At 68.7% G+C, this 25,979-nt stretch carries 24 protein-coding genes and 1 tRNA gene; 22 read left to right on the top strand and 3 right to left on the bottom strand.

The genetic code is table 11. The annotated features are described in order from the left end of the window. Nucleotides 1-717, bottom strand: a complete 717-nt coding sequence (locus B9P64_RS15930) for a Bax inhibitor-1/YccA family protein (protein ID WP_085315044.1) — start codon at nt 715-717, stop codon at nt 1-3. A 265-nt stretch (nt 718-982) separates the two neighbouring features. Here B9P64_RS15930 and ndk point away from each other — a divergent pair, with 265 nt between their 5' ends. The 16 genes from ndk to B9P64_RS16020 all read left to right on the top strand — a co-directional run bounded on the left by ndk (nt 983) and on the right by B9P64_RS16020 (nt 17,330). Continuing rightward, nucleotides 983-1,408: a nucleoside-diphosphate kinase gene (gene ndk / locus B9P64_RS15935; RefSeq protein WP_085315045.1), complete on the top strand. Its 426-nt coding sequence runs from the start codon at nt 983-985 to the stop codon at nt 1,406-1,408. A 23-nt stretch (nt 1,409-1,431) separates the two neighbouring features. Further along, complete coding sequence (rlmN, locus tag B9P64_RS15940; protein WP_085315046.1) at nt 1,432-2,583, top strand: 23S rRNA (adenine(2503)-C(2))-methyltransferase RlmN; 1,152 nt, start codon at nt 1,432-1,434, stop codon at nt 2,581-2,583. 12 nt (nt 2,584-2,595) lie between these two features. Then, nucleotides 2,596-3,399, top strand: coding sequence for a type IV pilus biogenesis/stability protein PilW (gene pilW, locus B9P64_RS15945; RefSeq protein WP_085315047.1), 804 nt, complete (start codon nt 2,596-2,598; stop codon nt 3,397-3,399). Next, complete coding sequence (locus B9P64_RS24525) at nt 3,392-4,612, top strand: RodZ domain-containing protein (RefSeq protein ID WP_176256718.1); 1,221 nt, start codon at nt 3,392-3,394, stop codon at nt 4,610-4,612. The genes pilW and B9P64_RS24525 overlap by 8 nt, the downstream gene beginning before the upstream one ends. Next, complete coding sequence (gene ispG, locus B9P64_RS15965; RefSeq protein WP_085315050.1) at nt 4,609-5,895, top strand: flavodoxin-dependent (E)-4-hydroxy-3-methylbut-2-enyl-diphosphate synthase; 1,287 nt, start codon at nt 4,609-4,611, stop codon at nt 5,893-5,895. Before B9P64_RS24525 ends, ispG begins: the two co-directional genes overlap by 4 nt. 48 nt (nt 5,896-5,943) lie before the next feature. Continuing rightward, nucleotides 5,944-7,263 carry a histidine--tRNA ligase gene (hisS, locus tag B9P64_RS15970; protein ID WP_407919675.1) on the top strand — a complete coding sequence of 440 codons (1,320 nt, stop codon included), beginning with the start codon at nt 5,944-5,946 and terminating at the stop codon, nt 7,261-7,263. 67 nt (nt 7,264-7,330) lie between these two features. After that, complete coding sequence (locus B9P64_RS15975) at nt 7,331-7,972, top strand: YfgM family protein (RefSeq protein ID WP_085315051.1); 642 nt, start codon at nt 7,331-7,333, stop codon at nt 7,970-7,972. A gap of 1 nt (nt 7,973) precedes the next feature. After that, nucleotides 7,974-9,110 (top strand): outer membrane protein assembly factor BamB, encoded by a 1,137-nt coding sequence (bamB, locus tag B9P64_RS15980; RefSeq protein WP_176256719.1) that lies wholly within the window; start codon nt 7,974-7,976, stop codon nt 9,108-9,110. Between the two features lie 10 nt (nt 9,111-9,120). Further along, complete coding sequence (gene der, locus B9P64_RS15985) at nt 9,121-10,470, top strand: ribosome biogenesis GTPase Der (protein ID WP_085315053.1); 1,350 nt, start codon at nt 9,121-9,123, stop codon at nt 10,468-10,470. 148 nt (nt 10,471-10,618) lie between these two features. Continuing rightward, a complete protein-coding gene (gene hfq, locus B9P64_RS15990) occupies nt 10,619-10,855 on the top strand; it encodes an RNA chaperone Hfq (protein WP_085315054.1) in 237 nt (78 codons plus the stop codon). Between the two features lie 116 nt (nt 10,856-10,971). After that, nucleotides 10,972-12,102, top strand: coding sequence for a GTPase HflX (gene hflX / locus B9P64_RS15995; RefSeq protein WP_235839891.1), 1,131 nt, complete (start codon nt 10,972-10,974; stop codon nt 12,100-12,102). Further along, nucleotides 12,099-13,328: an FtsH protease activity modulator HflK gene (gene hflK, locus B9P64_RS16000; RefSeq protein WP_085315055.1), complete on the top strand. Its 1,230-nt coding sequence runs from the start codon at nt 12,099-12,101 to the stop codon at nt 13,326-13,328. The genes hflX and hflK overlap by 4 nt, the downstream gene beginning before the upstream one ends. Before the next feature lie 25 nt (nt 13,329-13,353). Further along, on the top strand, nt 13,354-14,241 hold the full coding sequence (gene hflC / locus B9P64_RS16005; protein ID WP_085315056.1) for a protease modulator HflC: 888 nt from the start codon (nt 13,354-13,356) through the stop codon (nt 14,239-14,241). 64 nt (nt 14,242-14,305) lie between these two features. After that, entirely contained in the window at nt 14,306-15,469 is a 1,164-nt protein-coding gene (locus tag B9P64_RS16010) for an ATP phosphoribosyltransferase regulatory subunit (RefSeq protein WP_085315057.1), read from the top strand. Between the two features lie 5 nt (nt 15,470-15,474). After that, nucleotides 15,475-16,779: an adenylosuccinate synthase gene (locus B9P64_RS16015; protein WP_085315058.1), complete on the top strand. Its 1,305-nt coding sequence runs from the start codon at nt 15,475-15,477 to the stop codon at nt 16,777-16,779. 14 nt (nt 16,780-16,793) lie between these two features. Continuing rightward, nucleotides 16,794-17,330 carry a phosphoribosyltransferase gene (locus tag B9P64_RS16020; RefSeq protein ID WP_085315059.1) on the top strand — a complete coding sequence of 179 codons (537 nt, stop codon included), beginning with the start codon at nt 16,794-16,796 and terminating at the stop codon, nt 17,328-17,330. A 327-nt stretch (nt 17,331-17,657) separates the two neighbouring features. On the opposite strand, the gene B9P64_RS16025 is transcribed toward B9P64_RS16020, so the two are convergent. Beyond that, nucleotides 17,658-17,742: transfer RNA gene (locus tag B9P64_RS16025), tRNA-Leu, on the bottom strand. A 96-nt stretch (nt 17,743-17,838) separates the two neighbouring features. Between B9P64_RS16025 and rnr the strand changes: the two genes are divergently transcribed. The 4 genes from rnr to B9P64_RS16045 all read left to right on the top strand — a co-directional run bounded on the left by rnr (nt 17,839) and on the right by B9P64_RS16045 (nt 22,922). Continuing rightward, nucleotides 17,839-20,361, top strand: coding sequence for a ribonuclease R (gene rnr, locus B9P64_RS16030; protein WP_085315060.1), 2,523 nt, complete (start codon nt 17,839-17,841; stop codon nt 20,359-20,361). A 111-nt stretch (nt 20,362-20,472) separates the two neighbouring features. Continuing rightward, nucleotides 20,473-21,225: a 23S rRNA (guanosine(2251)-2'-O)-methyltransferase RlmB gene (gene rlmB / locus B9P64_RS16035; protein ID WP_085315061.1), complete on the top strand. Its 753-nt coding sequence runs from the start codon at nt 20,473-20,475 to the stop codon at nt 21,223-21,225. Between the two features lie 44 nt (nt 21,226-21,269). Then, on the top strand, nt 21,270-21,929 hold the full coding sequence (locus B9P64_RS16040) for an energy transducer TonB family protein (RefSeq protein WP_085315062.1): 660 nt from the start codon (nt 21,270-21,272) through the stop codon (nt 21,927-21,929). A 3-nt stretch (nt 21,930-21,932) separates the two neighbouring features. After that, nucleotides 21,933-22,922: a DMT family transporter gene (locus B9P64_RS16045; RefSeq protein ID WP_235839889.1), complete on the top strand. Its 990-nt coding sequence runs from the start codon at nt 21,933-21,935 to the stop codon at nt 22,920-22,922. Here the strand turns inward: B9P64_RS16045 and B9P64_RS16050 are convergent. Further along, nucleotides 22,859-23,470, bottom strand: a complete 612-nt coding sequence (locus B9P64_RS16050; RefSeq protein WP_139826144.1) for a hypothetical protein — start codon at nt 23,468-23,470, stop codon at nt 22,859-22,861. The two genes, B9P64_RS16045 and B9P64_RS16050, sit on opposite strands and share 64 nt — an antisense overlap. A 42-nt stretch (nt 23,471-23,512) precedes the next feature. On the opposite strand from B9P64_RS16050, the gene B9P64_RS16055 reads away from it, so the two are divergent. After that, nucleotides 23,513-24,601 carry an arginine N-succinyltransferase gene (locus B9P64_RS16055; RefSeq protein ID WP_085315103.1) on the top strand — a complete coding sequence of 363 codons (1,089 nt, stop codon included), beginning with the start codon at nt 23,513-23,515 and terminating at the stop codon, nt 24,599-24,601. A 4-nt stretch (nt 24,602-24,605) separates the two neighbouring features. Further along, nucleotides 24,606-25,940 carry an N-succinylarginine dihydrolase gene (astB, locus tag B9P64_RS16060; protein ID WP_085315064.1) on the top strand — a complete coding sequence of 445 codons (1,335 nt, stop codon included), beginning with the start codon at nt 24,606-24,608 and terminating at the stop codon, nt 25,938-25,940. The last annotated feature ends 39 nt before the right edge of the window (nt 25,941-25,979 follow it).

A 25,979-nucleotide genomic window follows, 5' to 3' on the forward strand; every position in this document is an offset into this window, starting at 1 on the left:
TTACTCGTCGCGCTGACCGGTGAAGGCCATCACCAGCTGAAGCAGGCTGGTGAACATGTTGTACAGGTCGAGGTAGACGGCGAGGGTGGCGGTGACGTAGTTGGTCTCGCCGCCGCTCACGATGCGGTTCAGGTCGAACACCAGAAAGCCGGCAAAGATCGCGAACGAGATGGTGACGAGCGCGAGTTGCAGCGCCGGCAGCTGGAAGAACAGGTTGGCCAGCATCGCCACGATCAGCATCACCAGCCCCACGAACAGGAACTTGCCCATGTTCGACAGGTCGCGCTTGGTGGTGGTGGCATAGCCCGCAAGCAGGAAGAACAGGATCGCGGTGCCGCCGGCCGTCATGCCGATCATCTGCGGGCCGTTGGAAAACCGCAGCGCCACCGACAGCAGGCCGCTCAGCATCACGCCCATGAAGCCGGTGAAGCCGAGCAGCAGCGCCACGCCGATGCCCGAGTTCTTGAACTTCTCGATGGCGAAAAAGAAGCCGAAGGCGACCGCCATGAACACCAGCGCGCCGGCCCAGCCGCGGAACAGCCCGCCCAGATTGAACTGAAGGCCGATGAAGGCGCCGGCGATCGTCGGCAGCATCGACAGCGCGAGCAGGGCATAGGTATTGCGCAGCACGCGCTGGCGCTGGTCGGCGCTGGGGGCGGCCCAGCGCGCATCGATGGCGTCGTCGCCGAAGATGGGTCGGTCGGAACCACGGATCATGGTCGAACTCCTGAAAGTGAAAGCGGCAAGACAGGAACCGCGTTACACGGATTTTGCATCAGTGGCTGCGCGGCCAGCGTGACGTGCATGTGCGCACCGGTATCGGCCGGTGACGGTTGAAACCCCCGCGCCTCGAAACTGTCTTGCCGGACGGAAAATCCTTTCAAAATCCGCATGTTAGAATCGCGGACTTCGCGTTGCGGTCGCGCAATGCATTCAAAATCATTCAACCACCGTACTCCCGTACGTCCCCGGAGCCCTGCAAATGGCGATTGAACGCACCCTCTCGATCATCAAACCCGACGCCGTTGCCAAGAACGTGATCGGCAAGATCGTCTCCCGCTTCGAAGAAGCCGGCCTGAAGGTCGTCGCTGCCCGCCTCACGCAACTGTCGCGCGCCGAAGCCGAAGGCTTCTACGCCGTGCACAAGGAACGTCCCTTCTTCAAGGACCTGGTCGATTTCATGATCTCGGGCCCGGTGTTCGTGCAAGTGCTCGAAGGCGAAGGCGCCATCCTCAAGAACCGCGACCTGATGGGCGCGACCGATCCGAAGAAGGCTGCCCCTGGCACCATCCGCGCCGACTTCGCCGAAAGCATCGACGCGAACGCCGTGCACGGCTCGGACGCGCCCGAAACGGCTGCCGTCGAGATCGCCTACTACTTCCCGGCGCTCAACGTCTACTCGCGCTGAACCGCAACCAGAGCGCACACGGAATGAGCCGCATCAATCTGCTCGATCTCGATCGGGCTGGGCTTGAAAGCTTCGTCGCCAGCCTCGGCGAGAAGCCTTTCCGTGCGCGCCAGTTGCAGCGCTGGATCCATCGCAGCGGTGCCGCCGATTTCGACGCGATGACCGATCTGGCCAAGAGCTTCCGGGCCAAGCTGCCCGAGCTCGCCGAAATCCGCGCGCCGCAGCCGATCCGCGATCACGAATCGGCCGACGGCACGCGCAAGTGGCTGTTCGACGTGGGCAACGGCGATGCGGTCGAATCGGTGTTCATCCCCGAGGACGATCGCGGCACGCTCTGCGTCAGCACCCAGGCCGGTTGCGCGGTCAACTGCCGCTTTTGTTCCACCGGCAAGCAGGGCTTCAGCCGCAACCTGAGCACGGGCGAGATCATCGGCCAGCTCTGGTTTGCCGAGCGCGAGCTGCGCCGGTCGCTCGGCCGGCCCGAAGGCGAGCGCGTCATCAGCAATGTGGTGCTGATGGGCATGGGCGAGCCGCTGCTCAATTACGAGGCCTCGGTCGCCGCGATGCGGCTGATGCTCGACGACGACGCCTACGGCCTCAGCCGGCGCCGCGTCACGCTGTCCACGTCGGGCGTCGTGCCCTTCATCGACCGGCTCGGCACCGATCTGCCGGTGGCGCTGGCCGTCTCGCTGCACGCCAGCAACGACAAGCTGCGCGACGTGCTGGTGCCGCTCAATGTCAAGTACCCGCTGGCCGAACTGATGGCCGCCTGCCATCGCTATCTGGCGCATGCGCCGCGCGACTTCATCACCTTCGAGTACGTGATGCTCGACGGCGTGAACGACCGCGTGGAGCACGCCCGCGAGCTGCTGGCGCTGGTGCGCGCGCATGACGTGTCGTGCAAGTTCAACCTGATCCCGTTCAATCCGTTTCCCGAATCCGGCCTCGGCCGCACGCCGATGGAGCGCATCAAGGCGTTTGCCGGCGTGCTCATCGAGGCCGGCATCGTCACCACCATCCGCAAGACGCGCGGCGACGACATCGATGCCGCCTGTGGCCAGCTGGCCGGCGACGTGCGCGACCGCACCCGGCTCGCCGAGCGCGGCGCCTTCGTGCCGATCGACGTGGTCCGGTCGGCGGCGCGGTCCGCGCCGGCACGGCCGGGTCGCTCCTGACAGGAATCGTCCATGCGCTATGCCGGCGCTGCGCTAGCCCTGCTGTTCCTGCTTTCCGCCTGCGTGACCCAGCGGTCCGCGCCCACCGATGTGACCTCGGACAGCGACAGCACCGAAATCGTCGGTGCCGGCAAGCCGGCCGATGCCCGCAAGCGCGCGCAAATCCGCGTGGAGCTGGCCGCCAACTACTACGCCGAAGGCAAGCTCGAAGTGGCGCTGGCCGAGCTGAAGAACGCCGCCGCCGCCGATCCGACCTATGCCGAGACCTACAGCCTGTACGGCCTGGTCTACATGAACATCGGCGAGCGCGAAAAGGCCGAGGAAAACTTCGCGCGCGCGCTGCGCATCGCGCCCAACGACTCGGCGATCAACAACAACTACGGCTGGTTCCTGTGCCGCGGCGGGCGCGAGAAGCAGTCCTTCGCCTATTTCGACGCGGCGCTCAAGAACCCGCTCTACCCGACGCCGTCGGTGCCGGCCCGCAGTGCCGGCATCTGCGCCTACCGTCTGGCCGACTACCCGCTCGCGCGCAGCTACCTGCAACGCTCGTTCGACGCCGAGCCGGGCAATGCCACGACCATGTTCCATCTGTCGCGTACCTATTTGCGGCTTGGCGATCTTGATCGCGCCCGCTTCTATGCCCAGCGGCTGAACCGGCAGATCACGCCGACCGCCGAATCGCTGTGGCTCGAAGTGCGCATCGAGCATGCGCGCCACGACCGCGATTCCGAGGCGCTGGTGCTGTCGCAATTGCGCCGCCAGTTCCCCGATTCGCCCGAGTACGCGGCCTTTCAGCGAGGCGATTTCAATGAATGAGCCATCCGGAGCCCTGCCCGCCGACGAGCGTGCGCTCGATGTGGCGACCCGCCCCGGCACGACCGATCCGGCACCTGCCGAAGCGGACGCGGCAACGGCCGCCAGCGCCACGCCGACCGCGAGCCATGCCGGCACCGTGCTGGCGCGGGCACGGGCGGCGCGCCAGCTCACGGTCGAGCAGCTGGCGCAGCGCATCAAGGTGTCGGCGCGCCAGGTCGAGGCGATCGAGGCCGGGAACTGGGCCAGCTTTCACACGCCGGCCATCCTGCGCGGCTTTGTGCGGGCCTATGCCAAGGCGGTCGACATCGACAGCGCGCCGCTGCTGGCCGAACTGCCGCGCATCGAGGTGTCGCCGGGCCAGCTCACGGGCGTGGCGAGCGTCGGGCGGCCGGTCGGCCTGGGTCGGCGCGGGCTCAACGGCCTGGGCTGGTGGCTGACCTGGGGACTGGTGGCGGCGCTGCTGGTGGCGCTGGCCATTGCCTTGCCCAAGACCAATCTCGCTGGCTGGATTTCGGCGCGCGAGGCGGCCAACGGGCTGGCGGCGCAGCCGGCGGCCGATCCGCCGTCGGGCGCCACTCCGTCTGCGGCGGAGCCGGCGCCGGAAGCGGCGCCGGCCACCGCCGACGCGGATGCTGCGCCGGCAACGGGCGCGGCTTCCGTGCCGACGGCGCCGGTCGTGCCGGGTCAGCTGACGGCGCCGGTGCCGCTGCAATCGGTGCCGGTCGCGCCGGCGGCTTCGTCTGCAACTGCGCCGGGCGCGACGCCTTCGGGTGCGTCGACCGGCGTGGCGCCGCAGTCTGTGGCCGGCCCGGCGCCCGCTGCGGCGGCGCCTGTCGTCGCGGCGCCGGCCACGCCGCCGGCCGTTTCGCCGGCACCGACCGTTTCGCCCGCGCCGGCCAGCGCACCGCCGTCCGCTGCGCCGCAAGCCACGCCTGTCGCAGCTGCGTCCGCTGCCGCCGGCGCCTCCCGCCTCAAGCTCGACTTCGAGCGCGAGACCTGGATCGAAATCCGCGACGCCAGCGGCAAGATCGTCTCCACCGGCGTGAGCGCGGCTGGCGCCAGCGTCAACGCCGAAGGCAGGCCGCCGTTCAAGATCATCATCGGCAACGTGCCGGGCACGCGCTTCGCGGTCGATGGCCGCAATGTCGATCTCGCACCGTTCAGCAGCGGCAATGTCGCCCGCTTCACCTATCCTCCGGAGGCAAGGCAATGAACCAGCGCGATCCCGCTTTCGGCTCCGTTCCCTTGCATCACGGCCCGGCCGCGCGGCGTGCCTCGCGGCGCGTGGAAGTGCGCTGGGGCGAGCGCGTGGTGGCGGTGGGCGGCGGTGCGCCGGTGATGGTGCAGTCGATGACCAACACCGACACCGCCGACGCCATCGGCACCGCGATCCAGATCAAGGCGCTGGCCCAGGCCGGCTCCGAGGTAGTGCGCATCACGGTCAACTCGCCCGAGGCCGCCGCCGCCGTGCCGGCGATCCGCGAGCAGCTCGACCGCATGGGCATCGATGTGCCGCTGGTGGGCGATTTCCACTTCAACGGCCACAAGCTGCTCACCGACTACCCGGCCTGCGCCGAGGCGCTGTCCAAGTACCGCATCAACCCCGGCAACGTCGGCCGCGGCGAGCGCCGCGACGAGCGCTTCGTGGCGATGATCGAAGCCGCCTGCCGGCACGACAAGCCGGTGCGCATCGGCGTCAACTGGGGCTCGCTCGACCAGGAAGTGATGGCGCGGCTGATGGACGAGAACTCGCGCCGCGCCGAGCCGTGGAGCGCGCAATCGGTGATGCATGAGGCGCTGGTCACCTCGGCCATCGAGAATGCCGAGCGCGCCGAGGAAATCGGGCTCGGTCGCGACCGCATCGTGCTGAGCGCCAAGGTCTCGGGCGTGCAGGACCTCATCACCGTGTACCGCATGCTTGCGGCGCGCTGCGACTATCCGCTGCACCTGGGCCTGACCGAGGCCGGCATGGGCAGCAAGGGCATCGTCGCGTCGAGCGCGGCGATCGGCGTGCTGCTGCAGGAAGGCATCGGCGACACGATCCGCATCTCGCTCACGCCCGAGCCGGGCGGCGACCGCACGAAGGAAGTGGTGGTCGCGCAGGAGCTGCTCCAGACGATGGGCCTGCGCGCTTTCGCGCCGCTGGTCATCGCCTGCCCGGGCTGTGGCCGCACCACCAGCACCTTTTTCCAGGAGCTGGCCGACAAGATCCAGCGCTATCTGCGCGACCAGATGCCGGTGTGGAAGCTGCGCCATCCGGGCGTGGAAAACATGCATGTGGCCGTGATGGGCTGCGTCGTCAACGGGCCGGGCGAAAGCAAGCACGCCGACATCGGCATCTCGCTGCCGGGCTCGGGCGAGGACCCGGTCGCGCCGGTGTTCATCGACGGCCAGCGCGATGTCACGCTCAAGGGCGAGCGCATCGCCGAAGACTTCCAGGCCCTGGTCGAAACCTATGTGGCGCGGCGCTATGCGGCGCCCGGCCACCACGCCTGACGCTCCGTGCCTGCGGCCGTGAACGGCGCGCGGGCCGTTCACGAAAGAATGCTCATGTCAAAAATCGAAAAGCTCGGCGCGGTCAAGGGGATGAACGACATCCTCCCGAAGGATGCGCCGCTGTGGGACTACTTCGAGGACACGGTGCGCGGCCTGATGCGCGCCTACGGCTACCGCCAGCTGCGCACGCCCATCGTCGAGTACACGCCGCTGTTCAAGCGTGGCGTCGGTGAGCACACCGACATCGTCGAGAAGGAGATGTACAGCTTCACCGACTCGCTCAACGGCGAACCGCTGTCGCTGCGCCCCGAAGGCACGGCTTCGGCCTGCCGCGCCGCCATCGAGCACAACCTGACGTATGACGGCGGCAAGCGGCTCTGGTACACCGGCCCGATGTTCCGCCACGAGCGGCCGCAGCGCGGGCGCTACCGCCAGTTCCACCAAGTGGGCGCCGAGGCGCTCGGCTTTGGCGGCCCCGACGTGGACGCCGAACTCATCTACATGTGCGCGCGGCTGTGGGAAGAGCTCGACATCCGCGACGTGCAATTGCAGATCAATTCGCTCGGCAATGCCGAGGAGCGCGCGCGGCACCGCGCCGATCTCATCGCCTACCTTGAGGCGCATGCCGAGGTGCTGGACGAGGAAAGCAAGCGCCGCCTGCACAGCAATCCGCTGCGCGTGCTCGACTCCAAGAACCCGGCGGTGCAGGAAGTGGCCAATGCCGCGCCCAAGCTGCTCGACTACCTTGGCGCCGAATCCAGGCTGCATTTCGACCAGCTCAAGCGGCTGCTCAAGATGCGCGGCATCCAGTTCGAGGTGAATCCCAAGCTGGTGCGCGGGCTCGACTACTACAACCTCACCGTGTTCGAGTGGGTGACCACGCGGCTTGGCGCCCAGGGCACGATCTGCGGCGGCGGCCGCTATGACGGCCTGATCGAGCTGCTCGGCGGCAAGCCGACGCCGGCCTGCGGCTTCGCGATGGGCGTCGAGCGCATCCTCGAATTGCTGCGCGACGGCAATGTCGAGGCGAAGGAAGGCGTCGACGTCTATGTGGTGCATTCGGGCGAGGGCGCCCAGCAGCTCGGCGTGCAGGTGGCCGAACTGCTGCGCGACCAGGGCATCGAGGTGCTGGTGCATGCCGGCGAAGGCAGCTTCAAGTCGCAGATGAAGAAGGCCGATGCTGCCGGCGCGGCCTTCGCCGTCATCCTCGGCGAGGACGAGGTGGCCAAGAACGAGGTCACGCTCAAGCACATGCGCGACGAGACCGGCGAGGGCGCCGGCAGCCAGGAGCGCATGCCGGTATCGCACCTGCCGCTGCGCATGCTGGAGGTGTTCGGCTTCGGCAACGCGGGCGACCGCGACGACTGAGCGCAGACTCGCGCTCCGCGCGGCGGGCCCGGCGCCCGCCTTCTTCCAATCCATCCCACGAATTCGAATGGCATACGACCACCAAGAACAGGAACAGCTCGACGCGCTGAAGGCCTGGTTTCAAACCTGGGGCAAGTCGATTGCCGCAGGCATCCTGCTGGCGGCGGTCGCCTTCGGCGGCTGGATCGGCTGGCAGCGCTGGCAGCATCAGCAGGCGCTCGCCGCTTCGCTGGTCTATGACGAGCTGCTGCAAGCCAGCGAAGCCGGCAAGCTCGACGACGTCAAGCGCCTGTCGGGCAGCCTGACGGCCGACTTCAAGCGCTCGCCCTATGCCTCGATGGGCGCGCTGGTGGCCGGCAAGGCCGAAGCCACGGCCAAGGATTTCAAGGCCGCGCAGGCGCATTACGAATGGGTCGTGGCCAATGCCAAGGTCGAGGAATTCGCGGCGATGGCGCGCTTGCGGCTCGCGGCCGTGCTGACCGATCAGCAGGACTACGACGGCGCGCTCAAGGCCATCGCGAGCGGAATTCCGGCGTCGTTCGAGGCGCTGGCGGCCGACCGGCGCGGCGACATCTATCAGGCCCAGGGCAACAAGGCCGAGGCGCGCAAGGCCTATGTCGAGGCGCTCGAAAAGCTCGCGCTCAAGCGCGAGAACCAGGGCCTGCGCCAGATCATCGAAATCAAGCGCGACGCGCTCGGGGAGGCTTGAGATGACGCGCTTCTCCCGTCTTTGCGCAATCGCCCTCGTTGCCGGTCTGGCCGCCTGCGGCTCCACGCCGCAACGCGTGCCGGCCGAGCTGACCGCGATTCAATCGAGCGTGCCGGCGCGCACGCTCTGGACCGACAAGCTCGGCTCGGACGGCAACTGGCCGCTGGTGCCGGCGGTGGTCGACGGCACGGTCGTGGCCGCGTCCACCGGCGGCCGGCTGGTGCGCATCGATGCGGTCGGCGGTCGTGAGCGCTGGCGCGTCGATGCGGGCTTCCGCATCTCGGCCGGCGTGGGCGTGGCCGACGGCACGGTGGTCGTCGGCGGCCCCGACGGGCAGGTCGCCGCTTTCGCGCTCGATACCGGCAAGCAGCGCTGGCGCGCGACGGTGCCGGCCGAGCTGCTTGGCACGCCGGTGCTCGGCGGCGGCATCGCCGTCGTGCGCTCGTCCGATTCACGGCTTTACGGCCTCGACCTCGCCACCGGCGAGCGCAAGTGGGTGCTGATCCGCCCGGTGCCGGCGCTGACGCTGCGCGTGCCGTCGGGCATCACGCTGGCCGGCGACACGCTGCTCGCCGCCTTCCCGGGTGGCCGGCTGCTCGGCGTCAAGATCGCCAGCGGCCAGGTGGTGTTCGACGTGGCCATCGCGCAGGCCAAGGGCACGACCGAGCTGGAGCGCGTGGTCGACGTGGTCGGCGCGCCGGTGGTCGAGGGCAGTGAAGTCTGCGGCGCCACCTATCAGGGCCGCATCGGCTGCCTCAACGGCGCCAACGGCCAGACCATCTGGGCGCGCGATTTCTCGGCCGGTGCCGGCCCGGCCGCCGATGTGCGCCGCGTGTACGGCGTGAGCGAGCAGTCGGTCGTGCAAGCCTTTGCGCGCGACAACGGCACGCTGCTGTGGACCAACGACAAGCTCAAGTTCCGCGACCTTGCGGCACCGCTGTCCTGGGGCCGCAGCCTGGTGGCCGGCGACTATCGCGGCTATCTGCATTTCTTCGACCGCGAGCAGGGCACGCTCATCGGCCGCCTTTCCACCGACGGCAGCGCGATCCGCAGCGCGCCCGTGTCGCTCGAACCGGCCGCGCGCGGCTTCGTCGTGCAGACCGCCGACGGCGCCGTGGTGGCCGTCGCGACCGAATGAACCGAGCTGAATGAAACCTGTAATCGCCATCGTCGGCCGACCCAATGTCGGCAAGTCAACGCTGTTCAACCGGCTCACGCGCAGCCGCGACGCCCTCGTCGCCGATCTGCCGGGCCTCACCCGCGACCGCCATTACGGTGAAGGTCGCACCGGTGAGCGGCCCTATCTCGTCATCGACACCGGCGGCTTCGAGCCGGTCGCCAAGGACGGCATCCTCCACGCCATGGCCCAGCAGACGCTGCAAGCCATCGCCGAGGCCGATGCGGTCGTGTTCGTCGTCGACGGCCGCGCCGGCCTCGCGCCGCAGGACCAGCTGATCGCCGAGCGGCTGCGCAAGAGCGGCGTGCGCTGCACCGTCGCGGTCAACAAGGCCGAAGGCATGACCGGCGACAACCGCTCGGCCATGCTGTCGGCCGATTTCCATCAGCTCGGCCTCGGCGACCCCTGCGTGATCTCGTCGGCGCATGGCGATGGCGTGAACGAGCTGATCGAGCTGGTGCTCGAAGCCTTCCCCGAAGACGAGGAAGTCGACGAGTCCGAGCGGCCGCGTCGCACCAAGATCGCCATCGTCGGCCGGCCCAACGTCGGCAAGAGCACGCTCATCAACACGCTGGTCGGCGAGGAGCGCGTGATCGCCTTCGACATGCCGGGCACCACGCGCGACGCGATCGAGGTTGAGTTCGACCATGCCGACCGGCCCTACACGCTGATCGACACCGCCGGCCTGCGCCGGCGCGGCAAGGTGTTCGAGGCGGTCGAGAAGTTCTCGGTCGTCAAGACGCTGCAAGCCATCGCCGACACCAACGTGGTCGTGCTCATGCTCGACGCGCAGCAGGAAATCTCGGACCAGGATGCGCACATCGCCGGCTTCGTCATCGAGCAGGGCCGGGCGGTGGTGCTGGCGGTCAACAAGTGGGACGGCCTCGACGAAGACAAGCGCGAGTGGGTCAAGCGCGAGCTGGCCCGCAAGATGCAGTTCATGGGCTTCGCCAAGCTGCATTTCATCTCGGCGCTGCACAACCGCGGCGTCGGCGCACTGATGAAGTCGGTCGCCGGCGCCTGCGATGCGGCGTTCCGCAAGCTGTCGACGCCCAAGCTCACGCGCGCCTTGCAGGATGCGGTCGCGCATCAGGCGCCGCCGCGGCACGGGCTGTCGCGGCCCAAGCCGCGCTATGCGCACCAGGGCGGCATGAATCCGCCCATCGTGGTGGTGCACGGCACCGGGCTCGGCAACATTCCGGCGCACTACACGCGTTACCTCGAAGGGCGCTTCCGCAAGCAGTTTTCGCTCGAGGGAACGCCGCTGCGCATCGAGTACCGCAGCACCGCCAACCCCTTCGATTCGCGCGAGCGCGACTGAGCATCAGGGGCTTCCCGCCATCGTGACGACTTGTCACTGAATGCCCGGGAGCCCAAGTTGCCCCGAAGCTTTCGCTTGGGGTAAGGTGCGCCGGGCGCCCTGACGCGAGGGCGAACATCACAACAACATTTCCTCGATCGGAGCTCACATGAGCAACAAGGGCCAGCTGCTACAAGATCCTTTCCTCAACACCCTGCGCAAGGAGCACGTTCCGGTCGCCATCTACCTGGTGAACGGCATCAAGCTCCAGGGTCAGATCGAGTCCTTCGACCAGTACGTCGTGCTGCTCCGCAACACGGTGACCCAGATGGTCTACAAGCACGCAATCTCCACGGTCGTTCCCGCCCGCGCGGTGCACTTCCAGGTCGAGCCGCAAGCCGAGTGACGGCACACGCGTTGTCACGCATCACTCCCGCAGAAGGTCTCGCCGGCGGCATCGGCGAGTTTGGGGTCCGCAGCGCGCGCTCCGGCAAGTCGACGCAGGATGACCGGGCCCGCGCCCTGATCGTCGGCGTCGATTTCGGCGACAGCGACTTCGCCGACTCCTTCGATGAACTCGAACTGCTGGCCGGTTCGGCTGGTGCTCAGGTGGTCGGCCGCGTCAGCGGCAAGCGTTCCACGCCCGACCCCAAGCATTTCGTGGGTTCGGGCAAGGCTGACGAGATCCGTCTCGCGGCCAGCGCCGACGACTGCGATCTGGTCATGTTCAACCATGCGCTTTCGCCGGCGCAGCAGCGCAACCTGGAACAGGTGATCGGCCTGCGCGTCATCGACCGCACCAGCCTCATCCTCGACATCTTTGCCCAGCGCGCCCAGTCGCACGAAGGCAAGATCCAGGTCGAGCTGGCCCAGCTCCAGCATCTGGCCACGCGTCTCGTGCGCGGCTGGACTCACCTGGAACGGCAAAAGGGCGGCATCGGCTTGCGCGGCCCGGGCGAAACCCAGCTAGAAACCGACCGCCGACTCATCGGCGAGCGCGTCAAGCAGCTGCGCATCAAGCTCGGCAAGCTCCAGGCCCAGCGCGACACGCAACGCCGTGCGCGTGAACGTCGCGGCACCTTTAGTGTCTCGCTCATCGGTTACACCAATGCCGGCAAGTCGACGCTGTTCAACACGCTGACGCGCGCCAAGGCCTACGCCGCCGACCAGCTGTTTGCCACGCTCGACACGACCACGCGCCGCATCTGGATCGATGGCGTGGGGCAGGTGGTGTTGTCCGACACGGTCGGCTTCATCCGCGAGCTGCCGCACCAGCTGGTCGAAGCCTTCAAGGCCACGCTCGAAGAAACCGTGCATGCCGATCTGCTGCTGCATGTGGTCGATGCGTCGAGTCCGTCGCGCCATGCGCAGATCGCGGCGGTGAACGCGGTGCTCGGCGAGATCGGCGCGGCCGACATCCCGCAGATGATCGTGTTCAACAAGGCCGATGCGGCCGGGCTTGATCCCGAAGCCTCGCGCAACGAGGCCGGCAGCGTTGATCGCATCGTGCTCAGCGCGCGCACCGGTGCCGGCATCGATCTGCTGCGCGCCGCCATCGCCGAGCGCGCGAATGCCAGCCGTCCCTCCGGGCTCGTCGATCCGGCCCTGCCCGACGATGCCGATTCCTCACCTCTTCCCGACGACTCACTATGACCGGCGCTTCGCGCAAGCCCTCGCTGGCCCTCCAGGACAACTCCGATCCGGGCGGCCGCCGCCCCGATGACGGTCCGCCCGACCTGGAAGAGCTCTGGCGCAATGTCAATCGCCGCATCTCGGCGCTGTTCGGCAAGCCGGGCGCGGAACCGCCGTCGGCGCAGCCGGGCCCGTCGGGTGTCGGCGGCAATGTCGGCATCGGGCTGGCGGTGGGCGCTGCGGCGCTGATCTGGCTGGCGAGCGGTTTCTACATCGTTCCCGAAGGTCAGCAGTCGGTCACGACCACCTTCGGCGAGTACTCGTCGACGTCGAGCCGGGCCGGTCTGCAATGGCGGCTGCCGTATCCGATCCAGGCGCATGAGCTGGTGAACGTGGCCGAGCTGCGCACGGTCGAGGTCGGCTATCGCGGCGGCGCGCGCACCAAGATCCTGCCCGAGGCACTGATGCTGACCGATGACGAGAACATCATCGACATCCAGTTCGCCGTTCAGTACCGCATCCGCGAGGATGGCGCGGCCGACTTCGTGTTCCAGAACCGCGGCCCCGAAGACGCGGTGAAGCAGGCCGCCGAAACCTCGATGCGCGCCGTGGTCGGCCGCCAGAAGATGGACTCGGTGCTGTACGAGGGCCGTGCCGACGTGGCCGAGGAAGTGCGCTCGGTGATGCAGGGCATCCTCGACCGCTACAAGACCGGCATCCTTGTGCAGAGCGTGGCGATCCAGCAGGCCCAGCCGCCCGAACAGGTGCAGTCGGCCTTCGACGACGCAGTGAAGGCGGGCCAGGACCGCGAGCGCCAGATCAATGAAGGTCAGGCCTATGCCAACGACGTGATCCCGAAGGCGCGCGGTGCGGCGTCGCGGCTCACGCAGGAGGCCGAGGGCTATCGCCAGCGCGTCGTCGAGACGGCCACCGGCGATGCGGCGCGCTTCAAGTCCATCCTGGCCGAGTACAACCGCGCGCCCACCGTCATGCGCGACCGCATGTACATCGACGCGATGCAGCAGATCTACCAGAACACCTCCAAGCTGCTGGTCGACACGCGTGGCAGCAGCCCGCTGCTCTACCTGCCGCTCGAGCAGCTGATGCGCCAGACCCAGTCCGATCCGGCGCGTGCCGCAGCCTCGGGCAGCTCGCCTGCCGGTGCGTCAGCGCCGCAGCACGACTCCACCTCGGGCGATTCGCGTTCGCGCGATCTCCTGCGCGCGCGCGAGCGCGACTCACGCTGACCGGCCCACACGCGTCCCCATGGCAATGAACAAGCGTTTCCTCTCGATTGCAGTGCTGATCGCCGGCCTGCTGCTGTTTGGCAGCAGCGTCTTCGTCGTCGACCAGCGCCAGTACGCGATCGTCTTCACGCTCGGCGAATTCAAGCGCGACATCCGCGAGCCGGGCCTGTACTTCAAGCTGCCGCCGCCGTTCCAGAACGTGGCCTACTTCGACCGCCGCATCCTCACCATCGACACGCCTGACGCCGACCGCGTGCAGACGTCCGAGAAGAAGAATCTGCTCGTCGACACCTACGTGAAGTGGCGCATCGCCGATCCGCGGCTGTTCTTCGTGAGCTTCCAGGGCAGCGAGCGCGGCGCGCAGGACCGCATGAGCATCATCGTGCGCGAGGCGCTGCAAAACGCCGTCACGCGCCGCACCGTCAACGATGTGAGCTCGTCGCAGCGCGACGCGATCATGGCGGAGGTGACGCAGGCGGTCGCCGAGCGGGTGCGCGGCCTGGGCGTCGAGATCATCGACGTGCGCCTCAAGCGCGTCGACTTCGTGCCCGAGATTTCCGAATCGGTGTTCCGCCGCATGGAGGCCGAGCGCAAGCGCGTGGCCAACGAGCAGCGCTCCATCGGCTCGGCCGAGGGCGAGAAGATCCGCGCCGATGCCGATCGCCAGCGCGAAATCATCCTGGCGCAGGCCTACAGCGAAGCGCAGACGGTGAAGGGCGAGGGCGATGCCAAGGCCGGCGCCATCTACGCCGAAGCCTTTGGCCAGAATCCGGAATTCGCGGCCTTCTATCGCAGCCTCGAAGCCTACAAATCCAGTTTTGGCAAGGGCGGCAATGTGATGGTCGTCGATCCTTCGTCGGATTTTTTCCGCTATTTCAGGCAGTCCGGGAGCTCGTCCGCACCGCGTCGCTGAGGCGGGTGCGGCCTGGGGCTACAATCGACGTTTTGCTTTTTCGCGCCGCGAGGCGCGCACGGCCATGCCCAAGTGGCTGCTCCCCGAACATATCTCTGATCTTCTGCCGGCCGACGCGCGCATTCTCGAAGAGTTGCGCCGTTCGCTGCTGGACCTTTTCCGCGGATACGGCTACGAGCTCGTGATGCCGCCGATGCTGGAGTACATCGAGTCACTCCTCACCGGCACCGGCAGCGATCTCGACCTGCGCACGCTCAAGCTCGTCGACCAGCTTTCGGGTCGGACAATGGGCTTGCGTGCCGACATCACGCCTCAGGTCACACGCATCGACGCCCACCTGCTCAACCGCAGCGGCATCGCCCGACTTTGCTACTGCGGCAGCGTGCTGCATGCGCGCCCGCGCGGCCTGCATGCGTCGCGCGAGCCCATCCTCATCGGTGCCGAGATCTACGGTCATGCCGGCATCGAGGCCGATATCGAGATCTGCGAGATGGCGCTTGGCGCCCTGGCGCAGGCCGGTGCCGGTTCGGTGCGCATCGATCTGTCGCATGTCGGCATCGTGCGGGCCTTGCTGGCAAGCGCCGGCATTGCCGGCGATGCGGCTGCCGAGGTGGTCGCGGCAGTGCGACGCAAGGACGTGGCCGCGATCCGCGCGAGCAGCGCGCTCGACGTAGATGCGCGCTCCGCCTTCGAGGCGCTGTGCGGCCTCTACGGCGATGCCTCGGTCATCGAGCGGGCCCGCAACGCGCTGCCGGCCGACGCCACCGTCGGCCGCGCGCTCGACGATCTCGCCACGCTCGCGGCCTCGCTGCCGACGGCACGCGTGACTGTCGATCTCGCCGATCCGCACGGTTTCCAGTACCACACGGGCCTCACCTTTGCCGTGTACTGCGCTGACTGGCCCGCCGCCATCCTGCGCGGTGGCCGGTACGACGAAGTCGGTCGCGCCTTCGGTCGCGCCCGGCCCGCCACCGGCTTCTCGCTCGACCTGCGCGAGCTGGCCACGCTGCTGCCCGATCCGGCACCACGGTTCGCGATCCGCGCGCCGTGGTCCGACGACGCCGCGCTGCATGCCCTGGTGCGCGCATTGCGCGCCGAGGGCGAAATCGTGATCCAGGACTTCCCGGGTCACGAGCACGATCCCGATGAATTCAGTTGCGACCGCAACATCGTCCGCACCGCCGAAGGCTGGCAGGTGCGCTCGCTCGAACAGCCTGCACGGGCCTGAACACCATGAACGCTGCTTTCCGCAACATCGTCGTCATCGGTACCCAATGGGGCGATGAAGGCAAGGGCAAGGTCGTCGACCTGCTCACCGATCACGCCCGTGGCGTCGTCCGGTTCCAGGGCGGCCACAACGCCGGCCACACCCTCATCATCGAAGGGCGCAAGACCATCCTGCGGCTGATTCCGTCGGGGATCATGCGGCCCGACGTGGTCTGCTACATCGGCAACGGCGTGGTGCTGTCGCCCGAGGCGCTGTTCAAGGAAATCGAGGAACTCGAAGCCGCTGGCCTCGACGTGCGCAGCCGTCTGCGCATTTCCGAAGCCTGCCCGCTGATCCTGCCGTACCACATCGCCATCGACCAGGCGCGCGAAGCCAAGCGCGGCGACGCCAAGATCGGCACCACCGGTCGCGGCATCGGCCCGGCCTATGAAGACAAGGTCGCGCGCCGCGCGATCCGCCTGCAGGATCTGCTGCGCCCGGAAACCTTCGAGACCCGCCTGCGCGAGGTGCTCGATTTCCACAACTTCATGCTGGTCAACTATCTCGGCGCGCCGGCGGTCGATTTCGAGCGCACGCGCGACGAGGCGCTGGCCCATGCCGAGCGCCTGCGACCGATGGTCGGCGACGTCTCGGCGCTGCTCTACGAAGTCAACGAGCGCGGCGAGAACCTGCTGTTCGAGGGCGCGCAGGGCTCGCTGCTCGACATCGACCACGGCACCTATCCCTATGTCACCAGCTCCAACTGCGTGGCGGGCGCGGCCTGTGCCGGCGCCGGCGTCGGTCCGCAGCGGCTGCAATACGTGCTCGGCATCACCAAGGCCTACACCACGCGCGTCGGCTCGGGCCCGTTCCCGACCGAGCTGTTCGACGACGTCGGCCGCAAGATCGCCGAGGTGGGCAAGGAATTCGGTTCGGTCACCGGCCGGCCGCGTCGCTGCGGCTGGTTCGACGCCGCAGCTTTGCGCCGCTCGGCCCAGCTCAACGGCATCTCGGGTCTGTGCGTGACCAAGCTCGACGTGCTCGACGGCTTCGAGGTAATCCGTCTCGGTGTCGGCTATCGCGTCAACGGCAAGGAAGTCGGCCTGCTGCCGTTCGGCGCCGAGAGCGTCGAGGGCTGCGAACCGGTCTACGAGGAATTCGAGGGCTGGACCGAATCCACCTTCGGCGTGACCGAGTACGACAAGCTGCCGGCCAACGCGCGCCGCTATCTGGAGCGGCTGAGCGAGGTGTGCGGCGTGCCGATCGACATCATCTCGACCGGCCCCGACCGCGCCCAGACCATCATCCAGCGCCACCCGTTCAAGGCCTGACCGGAGCTTTCCGCATGAACGATCTCTTCGTGACCTGGGAGCAGTACCACGACCTTGTCGAGGATCTCGCGGTGCTGGTGCACGAGTCGGCCTGGGAGTACGACCAGATCGTTTGCCTCGCGCGTGGCGGCACGCGGATCGGCGACGTGTTCTCGCGGCTGTTCGACAAGCCTTACGCCATCCTCACGACCAGTTCCTATCGCGAGGATTCGGGCACCAAGCAGAGCACGCTGCTGATTGCGCCGCATTTCACGTCGGTCGTGCCCGAACTGGGCCGGCGTGTGCTGCTCATCGACGATCTGGCCGATTCGGGCAAGACGATCATCCAGGTCATCGACCACTTGCGCGCCAAGTACCCGCAGATCGAGGAAGTGCGTACCGCCGTGCTCTGGCACAAGGCGCACTCGGTCTACAAGCCCGACTACGCGGTCAAGTTCCTCACCGACAACCCGTGGATTCATCAGCCCTTCGAGCTGTACGACCACATGCGCATCGACACCTTGCTGAGGCGTGCAGCCCAGCGGCGCAGCGAGGACGGCGCACAGTCTTGACCGCATGTCCCAGCCGATGTGCCAGCCTTGCGACAGTTGATCCAGGCGGATCGATGGCCGAGCGGTGGGATGGTCGGAGAGGGTTGGCGCTGAAGTGTTGCAATCCAGCGTCAACCCAAGATGAGCTCGAGGCGATCAAGAAAGTCGATGTAATCGGCTGCGCGGTCAAGAGCCGGCGCACAAACGAAAAAACTCCGACCAATCCAGTTCGATTGTCGAAGTCGTCTTTGAATTTCGGGGATTTATGCCAGCCGGATGCAGCGTTAAAGCTTGCTGCATCCGGCTTTGTGGCAACCGATGAACGCTGCAAAAGCGTCACCGAGAGTTTGGTGCCCAGGAGAGGACTCGAACCTCCACGGAGTTACCCGCTAGTACCTGAAACTAGTGCGTCTACCAATTCCGCCACCTGGGCAGGTGGATTTCCCGCAAATCACGTCGCTGTCGTTGCTGCTGACTGCTTGTTTCGTGAACTGCGAAAGACTGCGACTATAGAGTATTCAAACGAAAAATGCAAAGCCCAGTGTCCAACGTGTCGCAAGAGTCCGACTCCCATCCGTATCCCATCCCGAGCCGCGAAGACATTCTTCGTGTTCTGCGTGCCTCCTCGCCGGAATTGCTCACCCCCATTCAGCTGGCCGCGCAGCTCGGCGTGACCGAGCGCGAAATGGAAGGCTTCTCGCGCCGCATCGGTGCGATGGAGCGCGATGGCCAGCTGCTGCCGAACCGCAAGGGCGTGCTGCTGCTCGCCACCAAGCTCGATTTCATCGCCGGTCGCGTGATCGGCCATCGCGACGGCTTCGGCTTTCTGCATCCGGATGACGGCGCGCCGGACATCTACCTGCCGCCGAAGGAGATGCTGAAGGTGCTGCACGGCGACCGCGTGCTGGTGCGCATTTCGGGCATGGGCCGCAATGGCCGCTCGGAAGGCAGCATCGTCGAGGTAACCGAGCGGCGTACCGACAAGCTCGTCGGCCGCTTCATCAGCGAGCGCGGCGTGTTCGTGGTGGTGCCCGAGGATCAGCGCATCAAGCACGACATCCTGATTCCGCCGGGCGAGCAGCGTGCCGCCCAGCCGGGCCAGGTGGTGGTGGCGCAGATCATCGAGCAGCCGTCGCGCTATTCGCAGCCGATCGGCCGCGTGATCGAGGTGCTGGGCGAGATCGACGATCCGGGCATGGAGATCGAGATCGCGGTGCGCAAGTTCGATGTGCCGCATGTGTTCTCGGACGAGGCCAAGGCGCTGGCCGCCAAGCTGCCCGACGAGGTGCGCGCCAAGGATCTGAAGGCGCGCGTCGATCTGCGCGATGTGCCGCTCGTGACCATCGACGGCGAGGACGCGCGCGACTTCGACGACGCGATCTATGTCGAGCGCTTCAGCACCGGGCGCGGCCGGACCAAGAAGGACCTGTTCCGGCTGCTGGTGGCGATCGCCGACGTGAGCCACTACGTGACGCCCGGCGATGCGCTCGACGCCGACGCGGTGGAACGCAGTACCTCGGTCTACTTCCCGCGCCGCGTGATCCCGATGCTGCCGGAGAAGCTGAGCAACGGCCTGTGTTCGCTGAACCCCGACGTGGACCGTCTGTGCCTGGTGGCCGACATGGTGATCGACACCGCTGGCGACATCGTGGCCTACCAGTTCTACCCGGCGGTCATGCACAGCCAGGCGCGCTTCACCTACACCGAGGTCTGGAACATCCTGTCCAACCCCGAGTTCGCGTCGCAGCTGCCGACCAGGCGGGCGGCGCTGGTGCCGCACTTGCAGGACGCCTACGACCTGTTCAAGACGCTGCTGGCCGGGCGCCAGAAGCGCGGCGCGATCGAGTTCGAGACGACCGAGACCTACATCGTCTGCAATGCCGTGGGCAAGATCGAGCAGATCATTCCGCGCACCCGCAACGATGCGCACCGGCTGATCGAGGAATGCATGCTCGCGGCCAATGTGAGCGCGGCCGACTTCATCCTGCGCAGCAAGCATCCGTCGCTGTTCCGCATTCACGAAGGGCCGACGCCCGAGAAGCTGGCCAATCTGCGCACGCTGCTCAAGACCATCGGCATGCACCTGGGCGGCGGCGACGAGCCCACGCCGGGCGATTACGCCGCGCTGATGGAGCTCATCAAGCAGCGCTCCGATGCGCCGCTGCTGCAAACGGTGCTGCTGCGCTCGATGCAGCAGGCGATCTACTCGCCGGACAACGTGGGCCACTTCGGCTTGGCGTATGCGGCCTATGCGCACTTCACCAGCCCGATCCGGCGCTATCCCGATCTGCTGGTGCATCGCACGATCAAGGCGATTCTCGAAGGCCGGCAGTACGTGCCGGATGCCGCCACGCCGGCCGGCGAGGGCGAGCACGTCAAGGCCGATCTGCGCAGCCGCAGCGCGCGCGGCAAGCAGGCCCAGGCCGAGGTGCATGAGCGCTGGGGCCAGCTCGGCGCCATGTGCTCGGCCAACGAGCGCCGCGCCGACGACGCCAGCCGCGATGTGCAGGCCTGGCTCAAGTGCTTCTACATGCGCGAGCGCGTGGGCGAGCAGTACTCGGGCCGCATCTCGGGCATTGCGCCGTTCGGCGTGTTCATCACGCTCGACAACCTCTATGTCGAGGGCATGTGCCATGTGAGCGAACTGGGCGCCGAGTACTTCCAGTTCAACGAGGCCTTCCATGAGCTGCGCGGCGAGCGCACCGGCCAGCGCTACCGGCTTGGCGACGCGATCCATGTGCAGGTCAGCCGCGTCGACCTCGAAGCGCGAAAGATCGACTTCCGGCTGGTGAAGGCGACCACGCATGAAGAGCTGTCGAAGGCGGCGGCGCGCGTCGTGGCGGCCGAAGGGCGCCTGCAATCGGGCGAGCCCGGCGATGCCAAGCCCGCGCCGGCCAAGCGCAGCGCGCCCAAGCGCACGCCCGAGAAGGTGGCGGCGTCCAAGGCCGGCGCCCAGGCCAAGCAGCGGCGCGGCGAGCTGCGCAAGGCGCGCGGCAACGGCGGCGGTTCGGCCGGCGGCGCCAGCAAGAAGGGTCCGCGCAAGCCGCGCTGATCGCTCCGTGAGGCGGCCCGAGCGCCGCGACAACGTCATTCACCGGCCGTGCGCCGGTTTTCATTCCGGCCGCTGCGGCATCATGCGCGGCCCGTTTTTTCCAGAGCATTCATGACCAAACCCAGCAAGGTCCTGCACGGCTTTCATGCCGTCACCGCGCGGCTGCGCCACGCGCCGGCCAGCATCCGCCAGCTTTATGTCGAGCAGAGCCGGCGCGACCGTCGCATGCAGGATTTCATTGCCCGCGCCACCGAGGCCGGGCTCAAGCCCACGCCGGTCGATGCGGCGCGCATCAACGGCGTGGCCGGCAACGACCGCCATCAGGGCGTGGTGGCGGTGGTCGACGAGATCGAGATCGCCCGCACGCTCGACGACGTGCTCGATCTGCTGCCGCAGGGCGAGGATGCGCTGCTGCTGGTGCTCGACTCGATCACCGATCCGCACAACCTGGGCGCCTGCCTGCGCGTGGCCGACGGTGCCGGCGCGCATGCCGTGGTCGCGCCCAAGGACCGCGCGGCCGGCCTGAGCGGCGTGGTCGCCAAGGCGGCGAGCGGCGCGGCCGAATCGGTGCCCTACGTGGTCGTGACCAATCTCGCGCGCAGCCTGCGCGAGATGAAGGACGCCGGCCTGCGCATCATCGGCACCACCGACGACGCGCCCAAGACCATCTTTGAAGCCGACCTGAGCGGCCCGATCGCCCTGGTGCTCGGCGCCGAAGGCGAGGGCATGCGCCGGCTCACGCGCGACACCTGCGACGAGCTGGTCAGCATCCCGATGGCCGGCGCGGTCGAGAGCCTGAACGTCTCGGTGGCGAGCGGCGTCTGCCTGTATGAAGCCCTGCGTCAGCGCAGGAAACCGGCCTGAACGCGGGAATAAAATCGTCCTGCCTTCCAACGGAGTAGCCATTCATGACCGTTTTCCATCGTGTTTCGCGCGTGCTGACGCTTGCCTCGCCGCTGCTGCTGCTGGCCGCCTGTGCCAATCAGCCGAAGAACGAGGCGCCCACGTCCCAGCCCGCGCCTGAAACCATTTCGGCGACCGAACTGGGCCAGCCGGCGCCGCTGCCGGCGCCCGAGCCGATCGTGCTCGAACCGGCCAAGGCCGATGTCGACGCCTACAAGCGCGTGGTGGCCGAGCACATCGCCGGCGCCGCCCGCACCGCGCTCAAGCAGGACGCGCCGCGTCCGGCCGATACCGCGCTCAAGGGCGTGACCGTGGTCGGCCTGCAAGTACACAGCGACGGCAAGATCGACCGCGCCTGGGTCGTGCGTTCGTCGGGCGACGACAAGCTCGACCAGTTCGCGCTGGCCAGCGTGGTGTCGACCCAGCCGCTGCCGGCGCCGCCCGCCAACACCACGCTCGGCATCGGCTACACCATCTTTTCCGAGTCCTGGCTGCATCGCAGCGACGGCCGTTTCCAGCTCATCTCCAAGACGCTGACCACGGCGGTGCCGACGCCGGCCTATGCCGAGGCGGCTCCCGCCAAGGCCACGCGCGCCGCCAAGCCCAAGACGGCCGTGGCCGCTTCTGGCGCGGCCGCCACGCCGCGCGCCTCGGCCAGCCGCTGATCGGTGCGGCCTGACGCGGTGGTGGCGCCCGCCATCACCGGCCGGGGCGGGCAGCGTCCGCCCCTCATTCCCTTCCTCATCCTGCTGGCCGGCGGCAGCTGCATCGGCTTTGCGGCGATCTTCGTGCGGCTGGCCGAGACCGGGCCGGTGGCCAGCGCGTTCTGGCGCATGGCGCTGGCCGCGCCGCTGCTGGCGCTGCTCGCCGGGCGCGGCGCAGGTCGCCTGACCGCTCGCCGGCCCGGCGCCGTCCCCGGCGCGCTGCGCGACCGCGCGGTCTGGGCTTCGGCGGCCTGCTTTGCCGCCGACCTTGGCGTGTGGCACTTCTCCATCGGCTTGACCACGGTGGCCAATGCGACGCTGCTGGCCAATTTCGCGCCCATCGTCGTGACGCTGGCGGCCTGGTGGCTGACCGGTGTGCGACCCGGCGCGCGCTTTGTGCTGGGCGGCGCGCTGGCATTGGCCGGCGCGATCGCGCTGGTGGCGCGGCCTGCCGCGGCTGGCGCCACGCCGCTGCCCAATGCCGCGCTCGGCGATGCGCTCGGACTGGCGACCGCCGTCTTCTATGCCGGCTATCTCGCGGCCATCAAGCAGGCGCGCGCCCGGCACGACGCCTTGCGGCTGATGGCCTGGTCGAGCGCGCTGAGCGCGGCGTTGCTGCTGCCGGTGGCGCTGGCATTCGCCCAGCTGACCGGCGCCCGCCTGCTGCCCGCGAGCGCCGCCGGCTGGGGCGTGCTGCTGGCGCTGGCCGTCGTGACCCAGGTGGCCGGGCAGACGCTGATCGCGCAGGCGGCGGCGCATCTGCCGGTGGCCCTGGCCAGCGTGGCGCTGCTGGTGCAGCCGCTGGTGGCGGCGCTGGCCGGCTGGGCGCTGTTTGGCGAGGCGCTCGGGCCGGCGCAGATCGCCGGCGGCGTGGCGATCCTGCTCGGCGTTCAGTTCGCGCGGCGTGCCGCGCCGGCCGCCGCCGACAGCACGCCGCCCACCACCGGCCGATAGCCGGCGAGCAGCGCCCGCAGCGCCGGCAGCGCACGCTCATGTTCGGCGGCATCGCGCGCATCGAGCAGCAGCACCACCCAGGCCGCGCCGTCGCGGCCAAAGGCCAGCGTCTGCCGGCCGGCATCGGCGTTTGCGCTGGCGACGGTCAGCGTCGGCCAGTCGGGCCCGCTGCCGGCCGGCAGATCGGCGCCGCGCGTGGCCGTCAGCGTGAGCGAGCCGCCGAGCGCGCGGTCCTGCTCCTGGCCGATCAGCCGTTCCAGATCGGGCGCCACCTCGGCCTCGACCACCCGCGCCACGATGCGCGCCGGCGCCTCGGCCAGCGAGCTGCCGACCGGCACCAGCACCAGCTGCTGCAGGCGCGGGCTCCATTCCTCGTCCACCGCCCAGCCGGGCGGCGGCGTCAGCCGGGGCCGATCCCAGACGCAGACGGCGGCGCCGCAAGGCACGATCAGCCGGTCGAGTTCGGCATGCAGCGGCGCGGCTGGCGCCAGCAGGGCCAGCGCCAGCAGGCCGGGGCGCACGCGATTTGCAAGAAGATTTCCGTTCATGCCGCCAGCTTATCGGCAGCCCAATCCCGCACCGAGCCGCCCATGCGCTTTCTCCGCCCCGCCGTTGCCGACGATCTCGATGCCCTGCTCGACCTGGCGCGCGGCGCCGGCAGCGGCCTGACCACGCTCAAGCCCGACCGCGCGCTGCTGGCCGAGCGGCTCGACCGCGTCGCCGGCTCGTTCGCGCAGACGCTGCCCGAGGCCGAGCGCGACTACCTGTTCGTGCTCGAAGACAGCGCCGACGGCAGCCTTGGCGGCGTGTCGGCCGTGCGCGCAGCGGTCGGCCTCGACGAGGCCTTCTACAACTACCGCGTCGGCAGCCTGGTGCATTCGAGCCGCGAGCTGGGCATCTGGAACGCCATGCCCACGCTCTTTCTGGTCAACGACCTCACCGGCGCGGCCGAGCTGTGCAGCCTGTTGCTGCGCAGCGACTGGCGCGGCGGCGTGGCGGGGCGCTTGCTATCGAAGGCGCGGCTCGGTTTCATCGCCGAGTTCCGCAGCCTGTTCGGCGAGGAAATCTGCGCCGAGCTGCGCGGCTACCAGGACGAGGACGGCCGCGTGCCGTTCTGGGAAGGCCTGGGCCGCTGCTTCTTCGGCATGGATTTCGAGCGCGCCGACGATCTTTCGGCACGCGGCCGCAAATCCTTCATCGCTGAGCTGATGCCCAAGTACCCGCTCTATCTCGACCTGCTGCCGCGTGCCGCGCGCGAGGCGGTCGGCCGCGTGCATCCGGCCACGCTGCCGGCGCGCCGCCTGCTGGAGGCCGAAGGGCTGCGCGACCAGGGCTATGTCGACATCTTCGACGCCGGCCCGGTGCTGCAGGCGCGCATCGCCGAGCTGCGCGTGCTGCGCCACAGCCGGCGGATCGCGGCCGGCGCGGTCGGGCAGCGGCGCAGCCGGTCGCGCGGCGCGGCGGCGAGTGCGGCGAGTGCGGCGAGTGCGGCGCCGGCAAGCGCCGCAGCGACTGCGCCCGGACCGGTCGCGCACTGGCTCGTCGCCAACACCGCGCTGGCCGGTTTTCGCGCCATTGCCTGGCCTGGCGATGCGGCCGCGCCACAGCCGCTCGATGCCGAGGCGCTCGCGCTACTGTGTGTCGGCGCTGCCGATCCGGTCCGCATCTACCGTCTGTGAATCCATGACCGCACGCGAATTCAACTTCGACGGCCTCGTCGGCCCGACCCATCATCACGCCGGCCTGTCGCGCGGCAACCTCGCGTCACAGGAGCATCGCGCCGCAGTGTCCAATCCGCGCGCGGCCGCGCTGCAAGGGCTGGCCAAGATGCGCGCGCTGGCCGATCGCGGCCATGCCCAGGCGCTGCTGCCGCCCCAGCCCCGGCCCGACTGGAACCTGCTCGCCGCCGTGGGCTTTGCCGGCCGCGATGCCGCCACGCTCGACCGCGCCGGCCGCGAGGCACCGGCGCTGCTGGCCGCCGCCTGGTCGGCCGCCGCGATGTGGACCGCCAATGCCGCCAGCGTCAGCCCCTCGGCCGACTGCGCCGACGGCCGGGTGCATTTCACCGTCGCCAATCTCAACGCCAAGCTGCACCGCGCCGGCGAGCAGCGCTTTACCGCGCGACTGCTGCGGCGGGTGTTCGGCAACGCCAGCCATTTCGTCGTGCATGACGCGCTGCCCGCCAGCCCGGCGCTCGGCGACGAGGGCGCGGCCAATCAGGTGCGGCTGGCCGCCAGCCACGGCGAGCCGGGCGTCGAACTGTTCGTCTACGGCGCCAGCGCCTTCGATCCGAGCCGGCCCGCGCCCAAGCGCTTTGTGGCGCGCCAGACCGACGAGGCCGGCCGCGCCATCGCCCGGCTGCACGGCTTGGCGCCCGGCCGCGTCGTGCATGCGCAGCAGCATCCGGCCGCCGTCGATGCCGGCGTGTTCCACAACGATGTGATCGCGCTCGGTCAGCGCGACCTGCTGCTGGCGCATGAGCTGGCCTTTGCCGACGAGGACGGCACGCTCGCCGCACTGCGCCGCGCGCTCGATCCGCTGCCGCTGCGCCATCTGCGCGTCAGCAGCATCGAGCTGTCGCTGGCCGACGCGGTACGCAGCTATCTGTTCAACGGCCAGCTGCTCGACCGGCCGGATGGCCGCTTCACGCTGGTGGTGCCGGCCGAATGCCGGCGCATCGACAGCGTGGCGCGCTGGCTCGACGACCGGCTCGACGCGGGCGATGCGATCGCCGACGTGCTGGTCTGCGAACTGGGCGAGAGCATGCGCAACGGCGGCGGCCCGGCCTGCCTGCGGCTGCGCGTGGCGCTCACGGCCGAGGAGGCGGCGGCGGTGCATCCGGGCGTGCTGTTCACGCCGGCGCTGCATGCGCGGCTGGCCGACTGGGTCGGGCGGCATTACCGCGACCGGCTGGTGGCCGACGATCTGCGCGATCCGGCGCTGGCGGCCGAGGTGGCGCGCGCGCTGGCCGAGCTGGAGACCTTGCTCGATCTGCCTGGGCTTTACACGCGGGATTGACTGTTCGGCTTGCATCGAAGGCGCCGGCGTGCCGGGGGC

It is taken from the genome of Derxia lacustris, from assembly GCF_002105195.1.
Classification (GTDB): Bacteria; Pseudomonadota; Gammaproteobacteria; order Burkholderiales; family Burkholderiaceae_E; genus Derxia; species Derxia lacustris.

Bases quoted from the DNA above. Each gene is read 5' to 3' on its own strand.
- B9P64_RS15930 (WP_085315044.1), bottom strand. From the start codon at position 717: ATGATCCGTGGTTCCGACCGACCCATCTTCGGCGACGACGCCATCGAT.
- ndk (WP_085315045.1), top strand. From the start codon at position 983: ATGGCGATTGAACGCACCCTCTCGATCATCAAACCCGACGCCGTTGCC.
- rlmN (WP_085315046.1), top strand. From the start codon at position 1,432: ATGAGCCGCATCAATCTGCTCGATCTCGATCGGGCTGGGCTTGAAAGC.
- pilW (WP_085315047.1), top strand. From the start codon at position 2,596: ATGCGCTATGCCGGCGCTGCGCTAGCCCTGCTGTTCCTGCTTTCCGCC.
- B9P64_RS24525 (WP_176256718.1), top strand. From the start codon at position 3,392: ATGAATGAGCCATCCGGAGCCCTGCCCGCCGACGAGCGTGCGCTCGAT.
- ispG (WP_085315050.1), top strand. From the start codon at position 4,609: ATGAACCAGCGCGATCCCGCTTTCGGCTCCGTTCCCTTGCATCACGGC.
- hisS (WP_407919675.1), top strand. From the start codon at position 5,944: ATGCTCATGTCAAAAATCGAAAAGCTCGGCGCGGTCAAGGGGATGAAC.
- B9P64_RS15975 (WP_085315051.1), top strand. From the start codon at position 7,331: ATGGCATACGACCACCAAGAACAGGAACAGCTCGACGCGCTGAAGGCC.
- bamB (WP_176256719.1), top strand. From the start codon at position 7,974: ATGACGCGCTTCTCCCGTCTTTGCGCAATCGCCCTCGTTGCCGGTCTG.
- der (WP_085315053.1), top strand. From the start codon at position 9,121: ATGAAACCTGTAATCGCCATCGTCGGCCGACCCAATGTCGGCAAGTCA.
- hfq (WP_085315054.1), top strand. From the start codon at position 10,619: ATGAGCAACAAGGGCCAGCTGCTACAAGATCCTTTCCTCAACACCCTG.
- hflK (WP_085315055.1), top strand. From the start codon at position 12,099: ATGACCGGCGCTTCGCGCAAGCCCTCGCTGGCCCTCCAGGACAACTCC.
- hflC (WP_085315056.1), top strand. From the start codon at position 13,354: ATGAACAAGCGTTTCCTCTCGATTGCAGTGCTGATCGCCGGCCTGCTG.
- B9P64_RS16010 (WP_085315057.1), top strand. From the start codon at position 14,306: ATGCCCAAGTGGCTGCTCCCCGAACATATCTCTGATCTTCTGCCGGCC.
- B9P64_RS16015 (WP_085315058.1), top strand. From the start codon at position 15,475: ATGAACGCTGCTTTCCGCAACATCGTCGTCATCGGTACCCAATGGGGC.
- B9P64_RS16020 (WP_085315059.1), top strand. From the start codon at position 16,794: ATGAACGATCTCTTCGTGACCTGGGAGCAGTACCACGACCTTGTCGAG.
- rnr (WP_085315060.1), top strand. From the start codon at position 17,839: ATGCAAAGCCCAGTGTCCAACGTGTCGCAAGAGTCCGACTCCCATCCG.
- rlmB (WP_085315061.1), top strand. From the start codon at position 20,473: ATGACCAAACCCAGCAAGGTCCTGCACGGCTTTCATGCCGTCACCGCG.
- B9P64_RS16040 (WP_085315062.1), top strand. From the start codon at position 21,270: ATGACCGTTTTCCATCGTGTTTCGCGCGTGCTGACGCTTGCCTCGCCG.
- B9P64_RS16050 (WP_139826144.1), bottom strand. From the start codon at position 23,470: ATGAACGGAAATCTTCTTGCAAATCGCGTGCGCCCCGGCCTGCTGGCG.
- B9P64_RS16055 (WP_085315103.1), top strand. From the start codon at position 23,513: ATGCGCTTTCTCCGCCCCGCCGTTGCCGACGATCTCGATGCCCTGCTC.
- astB (WP_085315064.1), top strand. From the start codon at position 24,606: ATGACCGCACGCGAATTCAACTTCGACGGCCTCGTCGGCCCGACCCAT.